The following is a 25,713-nucleotide window of genomic DNA, read 5'->3' as shown; positions in this document are numbered from 1 at the left end:
AGCCAAACAATATTATTGACTATTTCCGAAAAATTAAATATCTCAAAGAGATATAAAGTAGCGGATTTGAATGATATCTCTTATCTCATCACAGAATTAGATCCGGGGGACAAACGCTTATCTTCTTATCAAAAGAAAATCTCTATAATTTGAATTATCAGATATTTCGTCATAATGTCATTGAATATTTTCGGATAGCCTTACGCTATTCGCTGAATAACAGTTAATTAAAATATATTATCCACATAGGTTAATCTTTTGAATTGCCTTCTACCTTCTACTACTGTTATCATAAATAGAAAAGTAGTTATCTTTTGTTAAATATATACATTTTTTACCCTCCGCTTATAATGTTATTTATTTTTATGCATATATTTGCGTGTATTTAAATTTAAAAAATGCATAAAAACGCATATTTTCGTTTATTATTATTGATACGAACATATTATCATGACTGATATAATAATATATAGATCAAAGATTAACAGACTAAAATATTGTAATTTAAGAATAGAATCGATTGTTCGCTTATCTGAGGTTCCCATTTTTCAAAACTATATAATAATAAAATGCTTATGGAAATGAATGAAAAAAGAAATCGGACAATGCCGATACATCACCCGATTTCATGAAAGATTAATTTACAAAATACCAAATTCAATAATGTAAACTAAAATTCATTGCAAATGTATGAAAGAAGTAATTAAATCTAACCAAGTTGCGCTTAAAAAATGCAACCGAATGCAAAGAATAGCGAAGATTTCTGTTCTTTTGATATTCTTTACATGTTTTTTATCTGTGAGGGGAATCAATTCTCCAGAAGAGTTCTCTACGAAGAAATTAACTACATCTCTAAATCCCAAAATTGAGGAAATTCAACAACAGGAAGTTCAGGTTTCGGGAAGAGTGGTTGATCAGGATGGTTTTCCCATGCCTGGAGTTCAAGTAGCAGTAAAAGAAAGAAAAGGAGCCGGAGTTATTACGGACATAGATGGAAAATATACCATTAAATGTAGTGCAAATGAAACATTAGTCTATTCATTTATTGGTTATGAAAGTAAAGAAGAGAAAGCCGGGGAAGCCAATAATGTAACTATAACGCTCCGGGAGGATGTCATTTCATTGGATGAAGTCCAGATAGTAGCTTTTGGGAAACAGAAAAAAGAGAGTGTTGTCAGTTCGATTACCACAATCAGTCCTAAAGAACTTAAAGTCCCTTCCAGTAATATGACTACGGCTTTCGCGGGAAGATTGGCTGGTGTAATTGCTTACCAACGCTCGGGCGAACCGGGGCTGGACAATGCAGAGTTCTTCATACGGGGTATCACATCATTCAGTGCAGCAGGAAAAAAAGACCCGCTTATCTTAATTGACGGGATTGAAATGAGTTCTACTGATCTTGCCAGAATTAATCCCGACGATATTGCATCATTTTCGGTAATGAAAGATGCCAACTCTGCCGCTTTATATGGTGCCCGTGGAGCCAATGGCGTAATTCTGGTGACAACAAAGGAAGGTGTTGCCGATCAGATGAGTATCAATGTGAGGGCAGAACTTTCCAGCTCAGCCAATTCCGCACTGGTGGAACTGGCTGATCCCGTTACTTATATGAAATTGCATAATGAGGCAAGAATCACCAGAACGGGCAGGCTCGACTATGTGTATTCACCGGAAAAGATCTATCACACGGAAAATGGTACTAACCCACTTATGTATCCATCAGTAAATTGGTATGATTATCTAATAAAAGACAGAACCTTTAACCAACGGGTAAATGTGAATATTTCAGGAGGAGGTAAAATGGTGCAATACTATATTGCAGGCAATATGCAGCACGATACCGGGATACTGAAAGATATACCGGAGAATAGTGTAAGCAGTAATATCGACTTAAGAAAAATTCAGTTGAGATCGAATGTAACCATTAAGTTAACTCCCCGGACTACTGGTATGATACGTTTCTATGGCACATTCGATGATTCGCATGGACCAAAGCAGGGAGGTGCGGAAGTATTCCAGCTTGCAAGAAATGCAACATCCGTTATGTTTTCACCGACTTACCCTAAAGATGAAGCAAACCTCTATACCAATCATCTGCTATTCGGAACAGCAATAAACCGTCCTCCGGATAATTATTACACCAATCCGTTAGCTGAAATTATCAGCGGCTACAAGGAAGCCAAGACGTCAATGATGCTTACGCAAATGGAAATGGAGCAGAAATTTGATAAAGCATTCAATGGTCTGTTTATACGGGGTTTAGTGAATATGAAACGTGAATCATATTACGATCTGAACCGTTCGTACAGGCCTTTCTATTACGAACCGGTAACCACTTTGGATGGCTCCTATCGGTTAAGGAATTTTAATCCGACCACGGGTTCCGAATATTTATCCTATGATTTCGGTAGAAAGGATGTAATTGCAAGTATGTATGGTGAATTTCGCCTCGGGTATAATAAAGTATTCGAAGAAAAACATGATATGAATATACTGCTTGTATCTTCGTTGCAACAGATTACCAATACGGAAGTTACTACCATCCAACAATCCCTTCCTCAACGGAATATATCTACTGCGGGAAGATTTGCATACGGGTATGATTCGCGTTATTTTGCAGAATTTAATTTCGGGTACAACGGAAGCGAACGGTTTGCAAAAAATAACCGATTTGGATTTTTCCCTTCCTTCGGGATGGGTTGGCTTGCATCCAATGAATCATTTATGGAACCTTATAAGAATGTTATTACAAACCTTAAATTTAAATCGACTTATGGTTTGGTCGGGAATGATCAGATAGGTTCTTTATATGACAGATTTTTTTATATGTCACAGGTCAACATGGAAGACGCGGGCTATGGGTATACTTTCGGAACTGAATTAGGTACCCGCAAACCAGGCATCTCCATTTCCAGGTACGCCAATGAATTGGTCACATGGGAAGTAGCGAAGAAAATGAATCTCGGGATTGAACTCGGCCTATTCAATGATCTGACAATCCTGACCGATTATTTCACTGAGAGACGTGAGAACATCCTGCAAACCCGTCAAAATGTACCCAGTACCATGGGATTAGCCACTATACCGCAGTCAAATCTCGGTATAGCCGAAGGTAAAGGTTTTGAAACCGAAATAAAATACCAGAAATCATTTTCCAATGATTTCTGGTTAGTGATGAACGGAAACTTTACCTATGCCACCAGCAGATACGTAAAGGTAGAAGAGCCGGATTATTCCGATACCCCATGGAGATCACGGGTGGGACGTAAACTCAATCAATGGGAGGGATATATTGCCGAGCGTCTGTTTATAGATGAAGAAGAGGTAGCAAACTCCCCCCGGCAGAATTTCGGAGATGCTACCCAAACCATGGCAGGTGATATTAAGTATATGGATATCAATAATGACGGTGTGATCGACAGCAACGATATAGTGCCGATAGGATATCCCAGTACGCCCGAAATCATTTACGGAGCCGGATTTTCGATGGGTATCCGCCGTTTTGATGTCTCCTGCTTCTTTCAGGGTTCAGCCCGGTCGTCATTTATGATCGATGTCAATGCCGTATCGCCTTTTATCAATAACGGACAGCGGGCGCTGCTCAAATATATTGCTGATGATCACTGGTCGGAACACAACCGGAGTTTCCATCCTTTCTGGCCGCGTTTGTCTGAGAATGTGATACAGAACAATGCACAGAATAGCACCTATTGGTTACAAGACGGCAGTTTTCTGCGCCTTAAAACAGCCGAATTGGGCTATACTTTTCCCGAACGGTTGTCACAAAAACTCAGGATCAAAACTTTCCGCGTGTATCTTAGCGGCGTTAATCTGCTGGTATGGTCTAAGTTCAAACTCTGGGATCCCGAAATGGCAGGGGATGGATTAGGTTATCCGGTCCAAAGGGTGTATAATCTTGGTGTAAATATTATCTTATAGATGCAATTAATATGAAAAACTCAATAATAAAAACAGTTTTTATTTTTGTCTTTGTAGTCTTCACTACAAACTGTGCCGACTATCTGGATGTTGTTCCTAACGATGTACCCCGGATCGAACATGCATTCTCGAACCGGGCAACCGCGGAGAGGTTTCTGTTTTCCTGCTATTCTTTCCTGCCCAATATTATTCATATGTGGAACTATCCCGCCTATTTTGACAACCTTGACGAATTTGACGTCTCAGGAGGCAATTACACTATAGCTTTCCAGGGTACCGCTGCAGGAAAGATCAGTTACGGAGGTCAGAATTCGGAGAGTCCACTCCAGAATTACTGGTCGGGGGGCAACGGTGGCACAAACCTGTTTTTGGCCATCCGGCAATGTAATATTTTCCTTGAAGAGATCCATACACCCCGCGACATAGAAGAACGGGAAAGAGCTCGATGGATTGCCGAAGTCACATTCCTGAAGGCTTATTACCATTTTTTTCTATTACAATTATATGGCCCCATTCCGTTGATCAAAGAGAACATACCTTTGTCTGCCCCACCTGAAGATACCTGGGTATTCCGTGAACCAGTCGACGAATGTGTGGATTATATTGTTGAACTTCTCGACGAGGCTTCCCCAAACCTCCCTATGCTTATCGATAATCCGATCGAGGAAGACGGCAGGATTACCCGTCCGATAGCCCTGGCCATAAAGGCGAAAGTTTTAGCATTGGGTGCCAGTCCTTTATTCAACGGAAACCCGGACTATATCAATTGGGTAGATTCCCGAAACAAGCAATTGGTATCTCCTGCCTACAGTAAAGACAAATGGGTCAGAGCTGCGGATGCAATCAAGGCTGCCATCGATACTTGCCATAATGCGGGATTGGAGCTCTACGTATACGATAAGATGTCCGTGGCCAGCACCAGTGCGATGAACGACAGTTTAGTGAAGCTGATGCATGTAAGGAAAGGTTTTACCGAAAGATGGAACAAAGGTGTTATCTGGACGGACACAAGGCTTGTCGGTGACCTGCAAAGATTGAGCCTACCTATTATGAAGCCCGTAGATATTGGCAAAATAACACCGCGTTTTTATGCATCATTCCATATGACGGAACTATTTTACACTAATAAAGGTATCCCTATTACAGAAGATCCGGACTGGAATTATGATGCCCGTTATCAATTGCGTGTATCCACTCCCGAAGCAAATCATGCAAGTTATATTCCTATAAATGAAAGGACAGTGGCGCTCCATTTTGACAGAGAACCCCGCTTTTATGCAAACCTGGGGTTTGACCGGGGATTCTTTGAATTATCGACCCTGACCACCGATCGGGGAAAAACTTTCACGCCTTTTTTAAAGGCCCGGTTGGGTGACGTATCCAATTATGAAAGCCCTGCCTCCTACTACATCAAGAAATTAGTGGCTTACGAATCCAATGCAAATGTAAGTGGGGCATATGTCATGAATCCCTATCTTTTTCCTGTTATTCGACTCGCAGACCTCTACCTTCTTTATAGCGAAGCGCTGAATGAAGTGTATGACACCCCCAATGAAGAGGTGCATAAATGGATCGATCAGGTAAGGGCTGTTACCGGCCTAAAAGGAGTTGCAGAGGCATGGGAAGGATCATTATCTCCCAATCGCCCGTTCGACAAAAACGAAATGCGCAAGATTATCCAGCAGGAACGCATGATCGAGTTGGCTTTTGAAGGACAGCGCTTTTGGGATGTAAGGCGGTGGAAACGGATTAACGAATTCTGGACACTCCCGGGACGGAATTGGAATAATGACGGCCGTGCACCCGAAGATTACTATCAAATTGTCCAGACCAGAGAACCGCGTAAAATCTCGGTAAAAGATTACCTCTGGCCGATTAGTCTTACTGATTTGAGAATAAATAGGAACTTAGTGCAAACCTGGGGATGGTAGCCTATAAGGGCAATAATAACTCAATAATATTTAATTGCTATGAATCATCTGAAGAAAATATACCTGCTATTGTTTTTGTTTTCCATTATCCTATATGCATGCAATGCAGATAAGGATAAAACAGGCTTTGAAAAACCTACAGCCATTACCGATTATGAGGTAACCCCGATTAACGGAGGAGGTATTATTACCTATGCCGTTCCGAATGATCCTAATATTTTGTGTATCACGGCAGAATATGTAAGGAACGGTGAACCGTATGCCGAACGTTCTTCCTATTTTAAAAACTCGATACGGGTTGAAGGTTTCAGGACCTCGGAACCGGTAACCGTCAAACTCTATACCGAGAATCACAATGAAGACCGTTCCGATCCGTTGATTATAGAGTTTACACCACTTGAAGGTTTAGTCGATGTGACAAAAGAATCCCTTAACTTCATAACCACTTTCGGAGGTGTTGTATTGAGTTGGGAGAATTTATTGAATACAGAGTTGAACGTCCGCTTACTGGCATTTATTGATGGAAAACTGGAAAGAGATGAAATATATTTCTCCACACTTTCTAACGACAGACGATCCTACCGTGGATTCGAGGCCGTGGAAACTACTTTTGCCGTTATTATAGGAGATAAATGGGAAAATATATCCGATACCGTCTATTATAAGACGACACCTATTTTTGAAATGGAGGTGCCAAAGCCCTGGGGAGACGTGAGAACTTATGTCAAAGGGGATAATCTCACTGAGTTACAGGCCTCCCATGCATTTCCCAAATTTTACGACGGTATTATTGGCGGGGGTTCCTTTGGTTACCTGAACCAGGCCGGTTCAGAAGGTAATTCGTTTACTTTCGATATCAAGGAGGTGTACAAACTGAGTCGTTTTAAATTCTGGCCCAGTTTAAGAGACGGAATAATATCTGATGTTTACCGCAATGTGAACATTACCGAGTTTGAGATGTGGGGCTCACCCATATTGGAGACAAATAAACCTGATGAGTATTGGGCCGACAACGAAAATCCCACCGGCACCTTTAAGGAAGACTGGGAATATCTTGGCTATTTTGCCAGGGAAAGACTTGACCTGTTGGGAGCCAGCGATACGGAAATCTGGCAGAGAGGAGCAGTAGACGGAGATGAATACGAACTTCCGTTGGAGTTAGGCCCGGTTCGATATATACGTTTCTTTGCCCGTGCTACGGCCGACGGTAAACCGGTGCCTAATAATTACTGGCAATTGGGTGAGTTGAGCTTTTTTGGAACCAACATAATTGAATAATTGTACACTATGAAGAAAATACAAACCATATTTTTAGGGATATTGACTGTCTGTGTCTATCTCCTATTTCCCGGATGCAGTGATATGAACGACATCCATCAGCAATACCTTGATAGAGAGAAAACATTCTATCTGGGTATGACCGACAGTCTGGTCGCTTTATCGGGAGAGGGAAGAATAAAACTCAAATGGTATGTAAACGCCGATCCCAAGATAGAGCAAACCGTTATTTACTGGAACATGCGCCAGGATTCAGTTGTCAAAACCTTTCTCAGGAAAGAAAAAGGCATACAGGCCGATTCTATCATTATTGACAATCTGGCCGAAGGGACCTATTCTTTTGAATTATTCAACAAGAATACAAGGGGTGATCGTTCATTGTATTCGACTGTCCAGGGGATATCATATGGGGATAATTACCGAGCCACGTTAAAAAACAGAGCTGTCACAACCATGAAGATTCTTGCCTACGACAAGGAGAAACAAGCTTCTGATATTGAAATTACATGGGGAACCCGTCTTTATGGAATTCTCGGAATGAAAATTTCCTATAAAAAACGTTCATCCGGTGAACATGCGGTTGTTTTTGTTCGTGCTGATGAGCCGAGTACAGTATTGCCGGATGTCGGAAACAGATTAAATAGTGTTGAAGATATTCTGGAAATATCTACCCTATATCTTCTGGATAATACTATAGATACGCTTTCCACCTATCCCCTGAAAGAGCAGATATGTATCTATTCCGCCTCAGGAACCCGTTCTGACTATGGGAGCAATGGAATACTTACGGGAAGAACGTCCTATAGCAATATAATAAAGATACTTAGCAGGGTATCGGCGTTAACCACCACCGATGTGTACGACTGTAATCGCGTTGCCGAATCCCCCAACCTATCCAATACTTTATTTCGACTGATGTTCTCTTCAACGAACAACATCAAAACCGAAGGTTATTTCAACGGACTATTGAATACAATATCGAATGTGGAAGAGGGGGTGTTCATACCGGAACAACAAAAATTGACATTGAAATATCAAATCCTTAAAAGTGGCGGATCTTATTCCATTGTAGAAGAAGAGTTTGTACCGTCCGATATCAGTTTTCCCGTGGTTCCTCAGAAAGTATACAGTATCGGAGAAAACAAGAATGGCCATTTCTTTACTCAAGGGGAGGATTTGTTACAACTTGATAAATCCGGGAATTTGTGGGTATATAAACCACAAGCGGATAAAACATTCGGAACACCCTCTCTGATTGCATCAGGATGGACTAATTATGCTTCGGTATTTTACTTACCCAATAAAAGGATAATGAGGTTTGATTTAAATATTGTCGACTGTGCGATTATAGAAGATGATAACTATACACTTAGGTATGTACCCTTTTTTGGGTCAGGATGGTCAGGATTGAGTATCGACAGATTAATGCCGTTCAAGGATTTTGCACTGATCATGACCAATACATCAGGAGTATTAAAAAAGATAGGCATTAATCAAAGTAATGCATGGGTAGGTGGCTTTGTCGATATTGGAACGGGATTTAAGGATTACTGGAAGATTGTCCCTTACGAGAACTCCCTTTTGGCCATTGATAAATCCGGTGACCTTTGGCACATGGCGCTATCGGATGATTTCGTATTAGGCAGCCGGGTGAAAATCGGAAGCGGATGGAATAAATATCTCGATGTGATCAAGCAGGGAACAGCTTTGCTATGCTTAGACAACAATGGCGATTTGTGGCGATATGATTTCAATCCCGATTTATCCTGGAATATTGAATAGGAATCGACTCTCCGCTGCAAGCGGTCTGATAACATTTTCACTTATTGCTGTTTGCAGCGGAGAATTAGACCCTAAGGAAATTTAAGAACATTCCCTATCAATAATAATATAAAGCAAAAAATATCAGTAGAATGCGATAATAAAAGAATATAGAACAAAATTCAAAGCCTGACAGTCAGGTTTTGACCTCACAAAATCATTAAATAATTAATTGGAATTTATGGAACGAATTACCGAGCAACCCTCCTTGTACCGTCATCTGGAAAAGATGAGCGTGGACGAATTGATCACTAATATTAACCGGGAAGACCAGAAAGTAGCCCCGGCCATTGAAAAAGAATTACCTCAGATCAGTAAACTGATCACCGCTATTGAAGAGCGGCTACGAGCGGGAGGCCGCTTGTTTTATCTTGGGGCAGGGAGCGGGGGTCGGCTTTCCGTTCTCGATAAGGTCGAATTACCCAACACTTTTGGTATTGAAAAAGGGGTCATTAATTGTCTTTTAGCAGGTGGCGAAGAGAATCTGCTGCAAGTACTGGAAGAAAAAGAGGACGATACCGAAGATGCCTGGCAGCAGATGCAACAATACCGGGTAAACGGGAACGATTTTGTATTGGGTATTTCTGCCAGCGGCACTACTCCATATGTGTTGGCAGGATTGAAAAAATGCAAGGAACTGAATATTCCCTGTGGATGCATGGTCAATAACCCAGACTCCCCTATCGCGGCAATATCCGACTATCCCGTTGAAGTGATCACCGGCCCTGAGTTCGTTTCCGGAAGCACCCGCATGAAATGCGGGACGGTACAAAAGATGCTTTTCGACATGATCAGTACCACTGTATTGATCCGGTTAGGACGTGTGGAGGATAACCGGATGGTCAATGTCCGTTTAATCAATAATAAAGCTGTGGATCGCTCGGTAAAAATGCTTCAGGAAAAACGGGGTATCTCCGATTATGAGCAAGCCAAAGCATTGCTTCTAAGTTCCGGAAGTGTGAAAAAAGCCATGGATTATATAGACTCTCAACAACAATTAAAATAAGAAAAAGATGAAAACAATTAACAGAAGAACTTTTATCGGAGCCGCTGCAACAGCATCGGCGGGAAAGGCTTTCAGGCCTGATTCCATACTGGCAAATAGTGGTAGCCACAGTATCAACAATGTGAAGCCTGCTATTCTGGGAGGGCCTAAAGCACAACCGGGAGGTTTCCCGGGATGGCCCATATACGATCATACTGAAGCCAAAGGATTATTGGATACCTTATACAGTAACCATTGGGGGCGCTTGAGCGGAAAGGTGACTTCACGCTTCGAAGAAGCACATTCTAAAATGTACGGGGTCAAACATTCCCTTGGCGTAACCAGTGGTACCAGCGCATTATATGCCATGTTGGGAGCATTGGGCATTGGCCCGGGAGACGAAGTGATTATTCCTGTATACACCTTTATTGCCACCTATAATGTCGTAGTCCTTCATTATGCATTACCGGTAATTGTAGATATGGATCCTGAAAGTTTTCAGATTGATCCAAAAAAAATAGAGGCTGCCATCACTAAAAATACCAAAGCCATCATGCCTGTACATATTGGTGGTACCCCCTGCAATTTGGATGCTATATTGGCCATCGGCAGGAAATATAATATCCCGGTCATAGAAGATGCCTGTCAGGCACATTTGGCAGAATGGAAAGGAAAAAAAGTAGGTAACTGGGGATTGGGAGGTGCATTCAGTTTCCAGTCATCAAAAAACCTTAACTGCGGTGAAGGCGGAGCCATCATTACCAATGATACCGACTTTTATAGAGCTTGTTTTGCCTTTCACCATCAGGGACAACAGAGCGCTACAGCTTCGATAGTAGCCGCCGGTGCAGGGATCAGGGGCAGTAACCTGCGAATCACTGAATTCCAATCAAATATATTGCTTTCCCAGATGACCCGTTTGGAAGAACAGGCAAAGATCCGTAATGAAAATGCCTTGTATTTGAGCAGTATGTTCAAGGAAATTCCCGGTCTGACGCCTGCCAAACTTTATGAAGGTACCACGAATGGGGCTTACCACCTCTTTATGTTCAGATATGATAAAGAAGGTTTTTCGGGCATGAGACGCGAACAGTTTATAAAAGCCATGGCTGCAGAAGGCATTCAGCCCAGCCTGGGATATGGAAAGATGGACAAAGACCCGTACGTGACCGGCCTGGCTGGTAATCCATTTTACCGGAAGATATACGGTGAAAAGGAAATGAAACGGTGGCTGGAACGTATCGACTGCCCGGTGAATGCCCGTGTAACCGATGAAAACGCCCTGTGGTTCCTGCAGACCCAAATGCTGGGCACCAACACCCAAATGGAACAGATAGCCGAGGCGGCCAGGAAAATTCAAAAATATTCCGGCGAAATCAAAAACAAATGATTACCGTTTTTGAGCGGAAAGGATTTGATAGCAGTTATACTATCAATCCTTTCCTTTTATAATTCCAATGTTGTGCCAGGCAACAAAGGCAGGCACAATTTTTATTATAATTTGTGAAATATAAAAATATCTATTATATCATATGGGGCAAAGTATACTGTTTTGTGGGATAGACGGTGGCGGCACCACTACTTCTGCGGTTGTTTGTAATGAATGCGGCGAGATACTCGGTAGTATCAGGGCAGGGTCAATCAATCATTACGGAGTGGGAATAGAAAAAGCCCGCGAGAATTATGCATCTATTAAAGAGCAGTTAATCGCATTGCTAGGTTGCGAGCCGGATATCACCTACATTGGGAATTCAGCCTTGGAGGGAAAGGCGACGGATGAACTTGTGGAACAACTGGTAGGTGGTATTTTCGATAAAAAAATCATCATGCATTCGGATGTATATATAGCCTTGTTAGGATTTACGCAAGGCGCTTCCGGAGCTTTATTAATATCCGGAACGGGATCGATGGCCTGTGCCGTTGACCGGGAAGGCAACTATCATACGAGTGGTGGATGGGGGCAAATCCTTGGCGACGAAGGAAGCGGTTATCATCTGGGACTTATGGGAATACGGGCTGCCTTACAATATCATGATCAGATGGCGCCTTCCACCATTTTACTTGAACGGTTGAAAGATTTTTATAATCTGAACCGGTTGACCGATATGATAGAGATTGTGTATGATCCGTCTGTCGAAAAAAGCCGGATTGCCGCATTTGCTGTTGAGGTGGAGAAAGCGGCCCTGCTTAACGATGAAGTCTCAATCCGGTTAATAGATAACGAAGTCGAATGGCTTTTCCGGCTTTCACAGTCAATTTTAAAAAAAAGTGGTGTAAAACGTTTGGGGCTGTATGGCAGTATGTTGGTTAAAAGCCGGATTATCGGGCCACAATTAATATCAAGATATTCGGATTCCGGGGTGGAGTTATCATATCCCCGTTTCAAGCCGGAGATAGGTGCGCTGTTTGGCGCTTTTTCCAGTGAAAATCTCTCTCTCAATGAAGAGATAATCGCCAATCTGTCCCAATATTAAAGTTTACGCAAAATAAAAAACAACTTAAATGAAATCTTATTATTTGCTCATTCTCTCTCTTTTCCTTGCTTCCTGCAAACAAAGTATGCATGTTTCCAACCAACAAACTTTGTATGAAGTGGGCAGTTCTGTGGTAAGTATAGAACCAACCGGAGAAACTGTCTCTCTGGGTCTGGCCGGATATGGAGCTCCTCCTCTGGGCAGGTTTACCATCACCTGGGATGACAAGGGTGTCCTGGAAGGAATAGCTATGTGCAATGTAGATGAAGCGATATATGCTGCAACTCCCAATGGCGATATATATTTAATAGATACGGAAGAATTACAAAAGAATAAAAAAGTCGGAAGCCTTCCAGATGTAAAATTCATGGCCGGATTAAACGGGTTACTTTATGCCGTTGATAATGAAGGCAACCTGTGGGTCAGTAATCCGAAAAGCGGTCTCCGGTGGAAACGTATCGGCTCTGTTCAGGGAGTCACCGCTTTTACCGGATCGGATGAAAACCTGTATGTATTTACTGCAGAGAATGAACTGCTTATGGGCATGGTCAATGGAGAAACCATCAGTTGGATATCCATAGGCAAAGGACCCAATATTATCTCCCTCGCCGGAGATCATCAAAGGATATATGCCGTAACCGAAGATAACTTCCTGCTGCAACGCCGGGTCAAGCGGCAAAACGAAGATTGGCAACGTATAGGATATAACAATGGCGATACATATACGATCGATGTAAAACAAATTGTACGGACAAAAGAACGGCTGTACGCTATTGCTTCGGATCGACTGTATGCCAGTCACCATCACACAGAAGGAAAACTCTCCGTCAGAAGTATGGCCGTTAAAAAGGACGCAGATGTGGCTGTCATTGTCAGTCTGGATGTATGTGGTCTCGACCACTCTTTTACCCAAAGCATCCGAAAAGAGATGTTAGAGCGCCGGGATATCCCCGAATCATCCATCATGATTAACTCCAGTCATACCCATTTTGCACCCACCACCCAGACCTGGATTACCTGGGGAATTCAAAACCATTATCCCGACAGCCTCTACCTGAACAATGTAGTCAGAAAGGCAGTTATCCGATCCATAGAAGAAGCTTTGGACAATGTAACACCATCCTACCTCAGTTTCGGGCGTGACACAACGAATATAGGGTTCAACAGAAGCCTCAGGGGAGAATTGTCCATATATGACAATTCCGTGGATGTAATACAAGCTGTCTCCCCCGATGGAAAAAATAAAACCGTGTTATTTTTAACAGGTTGCCATCCTGTTTTTACCGATCAGGGATCAGGGCATTATAGTGCCTCTCCCAACTTTCCGGGTTATGCCCGCGAAATACTCGAAAGAACAGGTGTTAATAATACCTTATTCCTTCAGGGATGTGCAGGAGATATTAACCCCCTGAAACCTTTCAGGACATCAGGAATTGATCTGGCGGCAGATGTTATCCGCGTATTGGGTAAAGAAATGAAACCCGTCAATGGCAATATTACCCATTATATTGATTCGATTGGAATACCCGTCCATCCGTGGGATAAAGAAAAAATAGAAGCACTCAGGGAGAAAAATATCAAGGATGTCCGTCAAAATATACCGGGAGGATGTGAAAGCAGTTTACCGAACAGAGAAGTGCGCTGGTCGGATATTATGCTTCGTCATTATGACAAGGGAACAATGCCAAAAGAAATGCCTGTTTACATACAGACACTCAACATAGGAGATTGGAAACTTATCGGGTTGTCCCGTGAAGCAACGACCGGGTTCGGAATGGCCGTCAGAAATATCTGGCCCGGTCAAAAAGTAAGCGTAGCCGCATATACCAATGATGTGGCAAGCTATCTTGCTACCGATCCGCACATAGGGGCAAAAGATTATGAAGGGTATGGTTCATTCTTTTGGTACGGGCAGCCTTCTCCATTTCCTCTGGGGGTTTTCAAGACTGTGGTTGAAGCGATTGAACATAATAACAGGTAAAATGCAAGGTATATTTCTCTAAAAATATTATTCGTATGAAACTCAATAAATATTTCCTTCCTTTAATAATTATAGCTTTTGCTTTTTTCATCATTGGTTTCGGTGTTGGGATCAACGGAATTATGGTCCCTATTTTAGAACAAACCTTTTCTTTAAGCAAGGGCATGTCCTATCTGGTTTTAACAGCCACATTTTCAGCGTTTTTACTATTCGGAGGTCCATCAGGATGGGTGGTAAGGAAAATAGGTTATAAAAAATCGCTGATCATCGCTTTGTTTATCATGAGCTTAGGTATGCTCCTGTTTATTCCGTCGGCCAAAATGAGTTCTTCCATGGCCGGATTCTATCTTTTTCTAACCGCATCGTTTATCGGAGGTATCGGAAATACTTTATTACAAACCACTATTAACCCTTATATTGCTATTATTGAACCTGTTGAGAGGGCAGCACAACGAATGTGCCTTATGGGGATTATGAACCAGTCTGCCTGGTTTCTCGGCCCCATCTTCCTGAGCCTTTTCATCGATGTGAGAAACCCGGTGCTTGCCAATGCAGCTATTCCCTTCGGTATGGCAGCCGGTATTATCGGTCTGTTTGCTTTGGCAATGATTTTTATTCCTCTTCCCGAAATAACAGCGGAGGGAGAGGACGAACAGGATGAAAATAATTTGGAGAATGAGCTGGTAATAGCCGCCAACCGGAAGAAAAGTGTCTGGCAATTCCCTCATTTGCTCCTTGGTGTATTTGCTCTGTTTTTATACGTAGGTGTCGAAACTCTTCCCATGGCATCAGTAATTGACTTCGCGCGATCAACAGGCGTAGATTCTCCTGCCCGGTATTCAATGATCGGGCCGGTAGGTATGATTATCGGCTATATCATCAGCATTTTTGTTCTGCAATGGCTTTCACAAAGCAAAGCCCTGATATTATTTTCTCTGATAGCATTGACATCATCGGTCCTTTTAGTGACCCTTCCTCCCCATATAGCCATTTACTTTCTATCGGGTTTAGGTTTCTCCCATTCCATTATGTGGGGCTGTATCTGGGGGTTAACCATTACGAGTATGGGTAAATTCACCAAATCGGGTGCTTCAATGCTGATAGTAGCATTAGTCGGTGGTGCAGCAATTCCCTTGACATTCGGGGTATTGTTGGATCTTATCAAAACAAGCGATGTTACTACGCCGTCTGACTTTCAAACAGTGTACCGGATATTCATACCCTGTTACCTTTACATCTTTTTTTATGCTTTCATAGGCCACAAAATCGGAAGAAAAATAGCAAAATCATAATATCTTTGTCTTTTGTTTATTAGAGTTTTTCTTTTGGTCAATTCTAGCGTTCTTTTTTCATATTTGGTTCATTACGCAGTAAAGAACGAAGCGTATCTTCAATGACAGGGGGTTGGGGATATGCAACTTTCGGCGTAATATATCTATTGTTGTATTTTAGCTCTGTTTCAGGACTCAACAAAGGAATTATATAACGAAATAAAAAACGTGAGCCATCTCTGGCATCAACAATCACGATTTGATGCGATTCTCTTTCGTCAAGTAATTGTTGCACTTCATCGAAATCACTCATACTTGTATTGATATAGAGCACATTGTTGTTAAGCCAACGGCTTGATTTATTTTGGCGCCGGGAAGGGGATGAATAATAGAGTTCGCTGTATTTGGACGAAGTTACAGTACTTACTTGTATGGTCAGGATTTTGTTATCCCTCAAAACTTCCATTGTTATTTTACCGGGAGCCATTCTATAATGAACTACCATTCATTAGCAGCAAGAACGGCTTGGTAATGCTTCCCGCCTGAAACAATCTCCTCAAAAGATGCAAAATCTCTCAACGCGTCAACACCGTTTATTTTTAGAATAACGTCCCCGTTGTGGAAAGAAGGATCCATTGCATCTACAACAACTATCCGGTTGTACAAAGCCAACGGAATGTGCACATACAAACCCTTCTGCCAATTTCCAGGATTTGTAGTCGCCAAAATTGGCGTATTCCTCAAAAAGCAGGTTTTTTGTTTGAAAGCAAATACCTCTTTCAGTAGCAGAATATTCATATAGATATGTATAAATAGTTTTTACGTTAAAATCCCCACCTGCAACAGGTATGCTGATTGTTTTGTCTTGTGTTATATCTTCTATAACCATCATGTCCACACAAAACGACCCTTCGCCCTCAGTGTATATGCCCCAATATATGTCCAAGTTGACATATCCAATGTCTTTGTCTAAAAATTTGTAAGATTTAGCCGTATTCGGTGTTCTGTAAACATCTTGATACAACACGCCCAAGTGTACAGTACTGATTTTTTCTTGTTTTATTTCACCGGACGAAATATAATCGACAAGAATAGCATCGTTATTTGAACGAAGCAAATCGTCGGCAATATCTCTCTTTCTTGCCGCTTCATTAGAGGCCGGGTAATAACTTCTTACGCTGTCGACAATGGCTTCAACTGATTTTCCTTCAATATGCGTGATGATATCACCAATTTGCAATCCGGAATCATTTACCTTGTGCTCAATTGAGATCTTTGAATTGGCGCTGTTTTTTTCTTTGTCTATTTGACAATATAAATATAGGGCATTTCATTTATTTTGAAATAGTATTGTGATAACAATGGAAAGTGCTATGGCGCAGACAGTGTGTTAATTAGAATAATAAAAACAACAAAATTATTGAGATTGTGCTTTTATAGGATAAATGATCTACCTTTGTGAAAAATAATACAGGATTTCTGCAAAAAAAATCGAGATTTCTCGTGAATTAAATAAGCAAAATGAAGTCATGCCTATCTATTTAAAAACACAAGAAATAAAAAAATGAAAAAGTGTATTTTCGCAATTCTGATTTCACTATTGGCAATTAATGTTAGTTGCCAAAAAAAAGAGAGCAATTCAAAATACAATTTAGGTTTTGAAGATGTTCTAAATGGGCAGCTGCAAAGTTGGTCTATTCCTGCCGCACCCGGATATTCAGTTTCATTGGACTCTGTAAACGTTCAATCGGGAAAGTATTCGATTTTGATACAAGCTGCAGATAAGTCCGACAATTTTCAGGCAATATCAATTGCTCTTCCGAATTATGCCGGACGGCAAATAACCCTATCCGGCTACGTCAAATCTGAAAATGTAACAGACGGATTTGCCGGATTGTGGATGAGAATTGACCCACAAATCGCTTTTGACAATATGGAAATGTCGGATCGAGGAATAAGGGGAACGACTGACTGGAAAAGGTATGAAATCACTTTGCCAATGACTCCGGCTAAAACAGAGAGGATTGTTGTTGGCGGATTATTATCAGGAAAAGGCAAAATATGGTTAGATAATTTGTCGATTACTATTGACGGAAAAGACATTTCACAAGCGAAAATTTTTGAACTACCTGCCAATTTGGACAGGGAGTTTGACAACGGGTCCAATATTGAATTTCCTACGCTCACTGAACAAATAGTTGACAATTTGAACTTATTAGGTAAATTGTGGGGATTCTTAAAATATCATCACCCTGAAGTGGGAAAAGGAAATTATAACTGGGATTTCGAGTTATTCCGCATACTGCCCAACTATCTAAAAGTACAAAACAATACAGAAAGAGACCATGTGATACTCGACTGGATAAATCAATACGGTGAAATTCCTGTTTGTACAGCTTGTGAAAAAACACTTGAGGACGCTTACATAAAACCTGATTTTTCTTGGATAGAAAACAGTGATATGAGCAATGAATTGAAAAAGAAAATTTGGGAAATTTATGAAAACAGACATCAGGGTAACCATTTTTATATTCAGATGCGTCCACGCGTAGATAATCTTCAATTTTTAAATGAAAATCCTTATTCCGATATGTTTTTTCCTGATGCGGGATTTCGTTTATTGACTCTTTATAGGTATTGGAATATGATACACTATTTTTTTCCTTATAAATATGTAACCGACAACGATTGGAATGATGTTCTTAGAAAATATATTCCGATATTTCTTTCGGTACAAGACAGATTGGAGTATGAATTGACAGCCATTCAACTTATTGGTGAAGCTAATGACACACACGCCAATTTGTGGGGCGGCAGAGATGAGGTTGAACATTTAAGAGGAAACTATAATGCGCCATTTCGAGTTCAATTTGTTGAACAAAAATTGGTAGTAACAGATTATTTTAACCCCGAACTGAAAAGTTTGGGAATAGGCGATATAATTACCCATATTGACGGAAAAACAGTTGAGGCAATTGTTGATAGCCTCAAAAGATATTATCCAGCATCAAATAAAGCCTCGCTACTGCGAGATATTTCTGTAGATATGTTACGGTCACGCAGTCATTCTATAAACATTCGATACATTTCTTCGGGACGAACACACGAAAAAGAACTACCGCTTTATCCAAGAGACCGCTTGAATTTTTTTTGGTACAGAGTAAATGAAGACGAAAAATCGTATAAACTATTAGACGGAAATATTGGTTATGTAACGCTTGCCAACATTAAAGATGAAGATTTTCCGATAATAAAAGACCTGTTTAAGAATACAAGAGGGATTATTATTGATATTCGCAACTATCCGTCTGCATTTACACCATTTACATTGGCATCATTTTTCGTTTCCGAACCCACTCCATTTGTGAAGTTTACGAGAGGAAACGTCAATAACCCAGGAGAGTTTATGTTTGATTCAGCTTATGAAGTTCCAAAATCCGATGACACTTATCAAGGCAAATTAATTGTGATTGTCAATGAGATAACTCAAAGTTCGGCAGAATATCAGTCCATGGCATTTAGGGCAGGCAATAATACAACAATTATCGGCAGCCAAACTGCAGGAGCAGACGGAAATGTGTCTGACATTATGTTGCCAGGTGGCTTGTTGACTAAGATTTCCGGCATTGGCGTTTATTATCCTGATGGCAGACAAACGCAACGCATTGGAATTGTGCCCGATATTGAAGTAAAGCCTACCATTCAGGGAATAAAAGAGGGAAGAGATGAATTGCTGGAGAAGGCAATTGAAATAATTGAGCGACAATAAAGTCGTCAATTCTATTTTTTAAAAATGAGACTGTTCCCATATTGTGGGGTAGCCTCATATCCATATTTTCAAGAAATCAACAACATTTCATCCCAATTTTGTTGTTCATCGTGTAGATACGACAAAAGCACAAGCCCTATGCCCGATATACCGGTTAAGAGTGAGTAATCAGATACCCAACTATCTCTGAGTGAATGTTTATATCCCAAACTTTCTTCAAGACTTGCAAGTTCCAACGTTTGATTTATCCAATATTGAGTTCCCGATTTAAAATCATCAAGTTTGGTTTCAAGATACATTCGGCGAAAAATCAACGCAATTCCGGCACTTCCATGACAAATGCCTGCATCGGTAACAAGGCTGTCGTGATAAGCTGTGCGTTTTGTGGATTGCAGAAGAACTTCAAGTCCTTTTTCTTTCCATTCATCTTTATTAATGGCTTTACCCGCTTGCCACAGGATTGACATAAACAAAGAATTTTTTGTTTTGCGGCAACCACCAAGCGGCGGGAAACACGGCGGTCATCTGTTTGTTGCTGGCCTCGTGCCAGCCTCTTTTTCAAAATTTTTAATGCATAATTTGGATTTAATGAATGTCCCAAGGACTTTGTAAGGGTAAACTATTTCATTGTTTTCTTATTATTTCAATTGCCTTCTCCAGCAATTCATCTCTTCCTTGTTTTATACCATTGATGGTTGGTTCAATCCAAATGTCAGGAACTATCCCGATACGTTGTGTTTGTCTACCATCAGGATAACAAATGCCAATGCCGGAATTCCATGTTTTTAATCCGCCCGGAAGGGTCATCTCCGATATATGCCCATCTGCTCCTGCAGTTTGGCTGCCGATAATTGTCGTATTATCACCTGTTCGAAATGCCATTGCTGTTGACTCTGAAAGGCTTTGGCTCTTTTCGTTTACAATGACTACCAATTTCCCCGGATAATATTCTTCTGATTTAAAAATTTCAAATTTGCCACGCAAATTAAACTCCCCGGGATTGTCCGGATTTCCTACTGTAAATCTTCGGTAAACAGTATCTTTTGATACAAAAAATGATCCTAATTTCCATGCCACTTCATTAATGGCTGGATAATTACGAATATCTATAATAATGCCTTTTGTATTGATAAATTCTTTTTTGATGGCATCTACATCTTCTGCCCTAATTGTTTCCAAGTTGACATATCCAATGTCTTTGTCTAACAATTTGTAAGATTTAGCCATATCGGGTATACTGTAAATTTCTTGAAACAACACACTTACGTGTACAGTATTAATTTTCTCTCTTTTTATTTCACCGGATGAAATATAATCGACAAGAATGGCATCGTTGTTTGAACGAAGCAAATCGGCGGCAATATCTCTTTTCCTTGCCGCTTCATTAGAGGCCGGGTAATAATTTCTTACATTGTCAATAATGGCTTCCACTGATTTTCCTTCAATATGCGTGATGATATCACCAATTTGTAATCCGGAATCTTTTACCCTATGTTCAATTGAGATCTTTGAGTTGATGCTGTTGTCTGTTACTACCAGTTCATTTTCAATAAAATGGACAGAAATCGGTGCTTGCCAATACCCTCTGAATAAACTGATCTCTCTATGTCCCTCCAATAGTACGGCATGAGAATCACATAATTCGCCGATTAATCGGACGGAAACTAATTCATAATCCAATCTGTTTTTCGCATTTATAAAATAAGGTATGTACTCTTTCAACATCTTGCTCCAGTCTTTGTCTGTCAAATTTTTATACGGGAAAAAGTAATTTGTCATATTCCATAATCGAAATAAAGCCAACAGGCGAAACCCATCATCGGGAAAATCCATTTCTGAATATGGGTTTTCATTTAAAAATATGGGCCTTTCATACGGATAATCCATTCGTACGTAATATTGATTTCCTTGGTGCCTGTTCAGATAAACGTTGTGCAGCAAATCTTTCACTCTTTGATTGAGATCGCTTTCATCAATCCACGACAAATCGGGTTTAAGGATAGCAGTGTCAGATGTTGCCTGGCAGATTTTACATGTTGGTATTCTCCCATATCCATTAATCCATTTCCGCAAAATTCTATCCCTCTGGCGATTGTCGTCCGCTCTCAGATACACAGGCAGTATCCTGAAAAGCTCATAGTCCCAATTGTATTTTCCTCCGGCAATAGCCGGATGATGGTATTTTAGCAACCCCCATATCTTGCCAAGAAGTTCCAGATCATTTATTTTTTGTTCGGTTAGTTCCGGAAATTCAATATCGGAGCCATTGTCAAAAGCGTTATCTTTTTTTGTCGGAGAAGATTTATATCCGTAAAAAAGGAGTTCGCTATCAGGGAGTGTAATGCCTTCAATATTTTCTCCATCAATCGAAATTTGCAAGTCATCTACCCACATTTTTCCTTTTCCCCACAATACGGCACCAAGAATTACTCCTTGTGTGTTTTCAGGGTCCATCTCTAACGTTATTTCATATTTTTTCCAATCGGTTGTGCCTGTAACCCCTCGCTGCTCCATATTGTCAAAAGCAATTTGAGGGTCGATTCGCATCCATAATCCGGCATGCCCATCAGTCACATTTTCTGTTTTAATATATCCTGATAAAGTTATTCTTTCTCCTTCATAATTCTTTGGAAGAATCAATTGGATTGCCTGGAAATTATTTTGGTGATTGGCATTACCTCCTGTGTACTCTATGGCAACCGAATAACTTCCGGACTTAACATGGGTAGAATCCATGGAAATAGTATAGTTGGGTTGGAAATACATTCTATACCATCCTTTAGGCATACCATTTTCTATTTTCTCAAAGCCCAAGTTGAGTATGGAATTGTTGGTACTTATTTGATTACAACTATGTATCGCAAGCAAGTACAGAATGAAGCTTGAAAGGAATAATTTTATTTTCATCTACTTTGGCATCTAAGATGTCATGAATGTTTCATATTCTTTTCTACAAATCTACTTATTTTTATTCATATGATAAAACTTTTATTTTCAAAGGTATCATATGGAACTCGCTTTTAATCATTAACATGGATGAAAATGGTTATCACGCTCGTTTCATACAGAATGGAGTATAGCCGGTAAATATAACAATTAGAGACCACATTTGTAATCTCTAATTTGTGTTGTTTTTGAATTGTTGCATTTTAGCCATTACAAGTCCATGCATCACCACAAGTGTTAGGAGGGCTAGGTGTTGGATCGGGATAATTGGGAAGTGGATTGCAATCAGCTCCATAAGACCTCACAACTGTACCATCGGGATCTGGTACATAATCGTACTTTCCTCCCCCAAATAGACCTCTCATTTCATTGTTATGGGTCAGTAGTTATGATACCTTCACAAATGACAAAGTTGGTAATAATACGGTTGGTAATAATACGCAAGCGGGTCATTATTTCAACGATTGTACCCACCTTTAATCCCGCTTCTAAGCGCAGGTGCAAATCAAAACTTTCAATAAAGGATTTGTCAAGCACCTTTGATCCTGACGGCGTGCAGTTCGTTGTAATGCGACAAAGCAGCTGCCCTGAATGCTGTTAATACCGGCTACCGTATGGCTTTTCCCAGCAGCCCGGCCGGAAGCCCACAAAGATACCGATAAACCCTACTTTTTTCAGTCCACCTGGAAAAAAAGGATTACCTTTGGCTGAATTTAGAAGAAAAACGGGTGTTCTTTAATAGTATGGCGGTTTTTAAGTTATTGCTCCGGGTGTTGTCCTGCTGCTGTTTGACAGTTCAAAAAGGCAACAGATAAGTAGCAGAACTTTCGCTTAACTTCGCTATATTCTTCATTTTTACATACCGGAAGAATATAGCAAAACAACGCCTAACTAATTTATTTATCAGACACTTACTCTGTTTGTCCGTATTCTTCTGATTTCTGCGAAATTTCATGTACTTTTGTCTTTTGTTGATTAATAAAAAAAGACCAAACGATGATCAGACCCTATATTTTGGCGGAGTCAAACTGGAAATCGATAAAGGATGCCGGTTTTGACCTGGCAGTTCTGCCCTGGGGCGCTACTGAAGCGCATAATTACCATTTACCGTATGCCACGGATAATATTCTGGCGGAAAACATCGCGGCCGAAGCAGCCCGGATCGCCTGGGAAAAAGGCGCGAAACCGATCGTGCTACCCAATATCCCTTTCGGGGTAAATACAGGACAATTGGATATCCGGCTGGATATGAATATTTATCCAAGCACGCAGTTGATCATCCTGAATGATATTGTCGAGACCCTCAACAGGCACGGTATCACGAAACTCGTTATTCTTAACAGCCATGGAGGCAATGATTTTAAGGTGATGGCACGTGAACTGGGGGCAAAATATCCGGATATGTTCATCACTGTATGCAATTGGTTCCGGTGGAAAGGAAGAGATGATTTCTTCGAACACAAAGGCGATCATGCCGATGAAATGGAGACGAGTCTGTTGCTGCACCTTGCTCCGGAGTTAGTGCTCCCATTGAACGAAGCGGGCGAAGGGAAGGAGAAAAAACAAAAAATAGAAGCTTTAAGAGAGGGTTGGTTCTGGGCGGAACGACGCTGGTCAAAGGTAACGGAAGATACAGGTATCGGTGATCCCAAAGCATCGACCAGCGAAAAAGGAAAACGTTTTTTTGAAACAATTACCGAAAAAATTGCTGGCGTATTTCTGGAATTGGGCAAAAGTGATATTGATCATATGTATGAATATTAATTTTTATTTATCTTTGCACGCAAAAATTGATTTTTACCCGATTCAATGGAGAACAACAAACAACTCAGCCCTTCACATAAAACCATCGTGGGGGTTCAATTTCTTTTTGTGGCCTTCGGAGCCACGGTATTAGTTCCGTTATTAGTAGGACTCGATCCTTCCACAGCACTGTTTACTGCAGGAGTAGGAACACTGATCTTTCATCTGGTTACGAAAGGGATGGTTCCTATTTTTTTGGGGAGCAGCTTCGCTTTTATTGCACCCATTATAAAAGCTACGGAGTTGTACGGCCTGGCTGGGACGCTCTCGGGATTAGTAGCCGTCGGCCTTGTCTATTTCCTGATGAGCGCGCTCGTCAAATGGCAGGGAGTGAAAGTGATCGAACGTCTTTTCCCGCCCGTAGTCATAGGACCGGTGATCATGCTGATCGGCCTCTCTTTGGCAGGCGTGGGGGTAGATATGGCAAAGGAGGACTGGTTGCTGGCGATCATTGCATTGGTAACGGCCATCGTAGTGAGTATGTTTGCCAAAGGACTGCTTCAACTAATCCCGATCTTCAGTGGAATTATCGTCGGCTACCTGGCTGCCATGCTGCTGGGCAGGGTTGATCTTTCCGGTATTGCCGCAGCGCCATGGATTGGCCTGCCTCAGTTTGTCAAACCGGAATTTTCGTGGGGAGCCATCCTCTTTATGATCCCGGTAGCTATAGCACCCGTAATAGAACATGTAGGCGATTTATATGCCGTAAGCCAGGTAGCGGGAAAAGATTTTGTAAAGAAGCCGGGGTTACACCGTACGATGCTGGGTGATGGTATCGCCTGCTGTGTATCAGGATTCATCGGAGGTCCTCCCGTAACCACCTACTCTGAAGTGACCGGCGCCATGATCCTTACCAAAGTGACCGATCCCGCTGTGATCCGTATCGCAGCTGTCACCGGGATTGTTTTTTCACTGGTGGGGAAAGTGAGCGCTTTTCTCAAATCGATCCCGGGTTCCGTACTCGGCGGCATCATGTTGCTGCTCTTCGGTATGATCGCGGCGACCGGTGTGAACAACATGATACGGAATAAAACCGACATGAGCAACACCCGCAACCTCATCATCGTGTCGCTGACCCTGACCACAGGAATCGGAGGTGCCATACTCCAGGTAGGGAATATCAGTATGACCGGGATCGGCCTGTCGGCTCTCATTGGAGTAGTACTGAACCCGATCCTGCCGAAGACAAAAGAGAAAAACGAAAGTAAAGAAGAAAGTGGCATGTAATCGCCGACCGGTCTCTATAAAATTAACACTCAATAATCATATCTTCACCCAATTTTTTCAAAACTAAATCTCCAGTTTATTTTATATCGATATTATGTAAAAATTAAAACAACCGCCACTTAATAAAATTTAATTCAGTTTAAAAATCCACCTCCTTTGGGGGGTGATGGTTTAATATTTTTCAGAAACATTTTGATTAAATCTGCGTTATATTAATCAATAGTTCGTTATAAATTTTAAAGAGAATTATGCGGCAATAGCCGGAACTTAATAAGTTCTTTAACAAGT

The 25,713-nt window shown here is 41.1% G+C and carries 16 protein-coding genes; 12 read left to right on the top strand and 4 right to left on the bottom strand.

Translation table 11 applies throughout. From position 1 onward, the window contains the following. The first annotated feature begins 690 nt into the window (after positions 1-690). The 9 genes from Q0502_RS14500 (at position 691) to Q0502_RS14460 (ending at position 15,701) form a co-directional block, all read left to right on the top strand. Positions 691-3,939, top strand: coding sequence for a TonB-dependent receptor (locus Q0502_RS14500; RefSeq protein WP_366521807.1), 3,249 nt, complete (start codon positions 691-693; stop codon positions 3,937-3,939). 11 nt (positions 3,940-3,950) lie between these two features. Then, positions 3,951-5,870: a RagB/SusD family nutrient uptake outer membrane protein gene (locus Q0502_RS14495; protein WP_298652140.1), complete on the top strand. Its 1,920-nt coding sequence runs from the start codon at positions 3,951-3,953 to the stop codon at positions 5,868-5,870. Between the two features lie 39 nt (positions 5,871-5,909). After that, a complete protein-coding gene (locus Q0502_RS14490) occupies positions 5,910-7,148 on the top strand; it encodes a DUF4959 domain-containing protein (protein ID WP_298652137.1) in 1,239 nt (412 codons plus the stop codon). 9 nt (positions 7,149-7,157) lie between these two features. After that, positions 7,158-8,930 (top strand): DUF4998 domain-containing protein, encoded by a 1,773-nt coding sequence (locus Q0502_RS14485; protein WP_298652135.1) that lies wholly within the window; start codon positions 7,158-7,160, stop codon positions 8,928-8,930. A gap of 220 nt (positions 8,931-9,150) precedes the next feature. After that, complete coding sequence (locus tag Q0502_RS14480) at positions 9,151-9,975, top strand: N-acetylmuramic acid 6-phosphate etherase (protein ID WP_298652133.1); 825 nt, start codon at positions 9,151-9,153, stop codon at positions 9,973-9,975. A gap of 7 nt (positions 9,976-9,982) precedes the next feature. Next, entirely contained in the window at positions 9,983-11,344 is a 1,362-nt protein-coding gene (locus Q0502_RS14475) for a DegT/DnrJ/EryC1/StrS family aminotransferase (protein ID WP_298652130.1), read from the top strand. Positions 11,345-11,486: 142 nt separating this feature from the next. After that, on the top strand, positions 11,487-12,428 hold the full coding sequence (locus Q0502_RS14470; protein ID WP_298652127.1) for a BadF/BadG/BcrA/BcrD ATPase family protein: 942 nt from the start codon (positions 11,487-11,489) through the stop codon (positions 12,426-12,428). Positions 12,429-12,456: 28 nt separating this feature from the next. Beyond that, positions 12,457-14,409, top strand: coding sequence for a hypothetical protein (locus Q0502_RS14465; RefSeq protein WP_298652124.1), 1,953 nt, complete (start codon positions 12,457-12,459; stop codon positions 14,407-14,409). A 35-nt stretch (positions 14,410-14,444) separates the two neighbouring features. Beyond that, positions 14,445-15,701 (top strand): MFS transporter, encoded by a 1,257-nt coding sequence (locus Q0502_RS14460; RefSeq protein ID WP_298652121.1) that lies wholly within the window; start codon positions 14,445-14,447, stop codon positions 15,699-15,701. Between the two features lie 43 nt (positions 15,702-15,744). On the opposite strand, the gene Q0502_RS14455 is transcribed toward Q0502_RS14460, so the two are convergent. Both Q0502_RS14455 and Q0502_RS14450 read right to left on the bottom strand, forming a co-directional pair. Further along, the gene (locus tag Q0502_RS14455) at positions 15,745-16,137 is read right to left on the bottom strand and encodes a hypothetical protein (RefSeq protein WP_298652119.1); all 393 of its coding nucleotides are present in this window, start codon (positions 16,135-16,137) and stop codon (positions 15,745-15,747) included. Between the two features lie 126 nt (positions 16,138-16,263). Next, positions 16,264-16,920, bottom strand: coding sequence for a hypothetical protein (locus tag Q0502_RS14450; RefSeq protein ID WP_298652116.1), 657 nt, complete (start codon positions 16,918-16,920; stop codon positions 16,264-16,266). A gap of 324 nt (positions 16,921-17,244) precedes the next feature. Between Q0502_RS14450 and Q0502_RS14445 the strand changes: the two genes are divergently transcribed. Next, positions 17,245-19,449 carry a S41 family peptidase gene (locus tag Q0502_RS14445; RefSeq protein WP_298652113.1) on the top strand — a complete coding sequence of 735 codons (2,205 nt, stop codon included), beginning with the start codon at positions 17,245-17,247 and terminating at the stop codon, positions 19,447-19,449. A 68-nt stretch (positions 19,450-19,517) separates the two neighbouring features. On the opposite strand, the gene Q0502_RS14440 is transcribed toward Q0502_RS14445, so the two are convergent. Together Q0502_RS14440 and Q0502_RS14435 are read right to left on the bottom strand one after the other, a co-directional pair. Next, complete coding sequence (locus Q0502_RS14440) at positions 19,518-19,916, bottom strand: lanthionine synthetase LanC family protein (protein ID WP_298652111.1); 399 nt, start codon at positions 19,914-19,916, stop codon at positions 19,518-19,520. Positions 19,917-20,073: 157 nt separating this feature from the next. Then, complete coding sequence (locus tag Q0502_RS14435; protein WP_298652108.1) at positions 20,074-22,236, bottom strand: S41 family peptidase; 2,163 nt, start codon at positions 22,234-22,236, stop codon at positions 20,074-20,076. Positions 22,237-23,391: 1,155 nt separating this feature from the next. Here Q0502_RS14435 and Q0502_RS14430 point away from each other — a divergent pair. Both Q0502_RS14430 and Q0502_RS14425 read left to right on the top strand, forming a co-directional pair. Beyond that, positions 23,392-24,159: a creatininase family protein gene (locus tag Q0502_RS14430; protein WP_298652105.1), complete on the top strand. Its 768-nt coding sequence runs from the start codon at positions 23,392-23,394 to the stop codon at positions 24,157-24,159. A 45-nt stretch (positions 24,160-24,204) separates the two neighbouring features. Then, positions 24,205-25,425 carry a uracil-xanthine permease family protein gene (locus Q0502_RS14425; protein WP_298652102.1) on the top strand — a complete coding sequence of 407 codons (1,221 nt, stop codon included), beginning with the start codon at positions 24,205-24,207 and terminating at the stop codon, positions 25,423-25,425. The last annotated feature ends 288 nt before the right edge of the window (positions 25,426-25,713 follow it).

This window comes from uncultured Proteiniphilum sp. (genome assembly GCF_937873925.1).
Classification (GTDB): Bacteria; Bacteroidota; Bacteroidia; order Bacteroidales; family Dysgonomonadaceae; genus Proteiniphilum.
The sequence above is the reverse complement of the archived record's forward strand: the minus strand, read 5'-3'. Positions and strand labels throughout refer to the sequence as shown.

Excerpts from the sequence above, each read along its gene's own strand:
- Q0502_RS14445 (WP_298652113.1), top strand. The coding sequence starts at position 17,245 with ATGAAAAAGTGTATTTTCGCAATTCTGATTTCACTATTGGCAATTAAT.
- Q0502_RS14480 (WP_298652133.1), top strand. The coding sequence starts at position 9,151 with ATGGAACGAATTACCGAGCAACCCTCCTTGTACCGTCATCTGGAAAAG.
- Q0502_RS14495 (WP_298652140.1), top strand. The coding sequence starts at position 3,951 with ATGAAAAACTCAATAATAAAAACAGTTTTTATTTTTGTCTTTGTAGTC.
- Q0502_RS14500 (WP_366521807.1), top strand. The coding sequence starts at position 691 with ATGAAAGAAGTAATTAAATCTAACCAAGTTGCGCTTAAAAAATGCAAC.
- Q0502_RS14475 (WP_298652130.1), top strand. The coding sequence starts at position 9,983 with ATGAAAACAATTAACAGAAGAACTTTTATCGGAGCCGCTGCAACAGCA.
- Q0502_RS14460 (WP_298652121.1), top strand. The coding sequence starts at position 14,445 with ATGAAACTCAATAAATATTTCCTTCCTTTAATAATTATAGCTTTTGCT.
- Q0502_RS14465 (WP_298652124.1), top strand. The coding sequence starts at position 12,457 with ATGAAATCTTATTATTTGCTCATTCTCTCTCTTTTCCTTGCTTCCTGC.
- Q0502_RS14470 (WP_298652127.1), top strand. The coding sequence starts at position 11,487 with ATGGGGCAAAGTATACTGTTTTGTGGGATAGACGGTGGCGGCACCACT.
- Q0502_RS14425 (WP_298652102.1), top strand. The coding sequence starts at position 24,205 with ATGGAGAACAACAAACAACTCAGCCCTTCACATAAAACCATCGTGGGG.
- Q0502_RS14440 (WP_298652111.1), bottom strand. The coding sequence starts at position 19,916 with ATGTCAATCCTGTGGCAAGCGGGTAAAGCCATTAATAAAGATGAATGG.
- Q0502_RS14435 (WP_298652108.1), bottom strand. The coding sequence starts at position 22,236 with ATGCCTAAAGGATGGTATAGAATGTATTTCCAACCCAACTATACTATT.
- Q0502_RS14485 (WP_298652135.1), top strand. The coding sequence starts at position 7,158 with ATGAAGAAAATACAAACCATATTTTTAGGGATATTGACTGTCTGTGTC.
- Q0502_RS14490 (WP_298652137.1), top strand. The coding sequence starts at position 5,910 with ATGAATCATCTGAAGAAAATATACCTGCTATTGTTTTTGTTTTCCATT.
- Q0502_RS14430 (WP_298652105.1), top strand. The coding sequence starts at position 23,392 with ATGATCAGACCCTATATTTTGGCGGAGTCAAACTGGAAATCGATAAAG.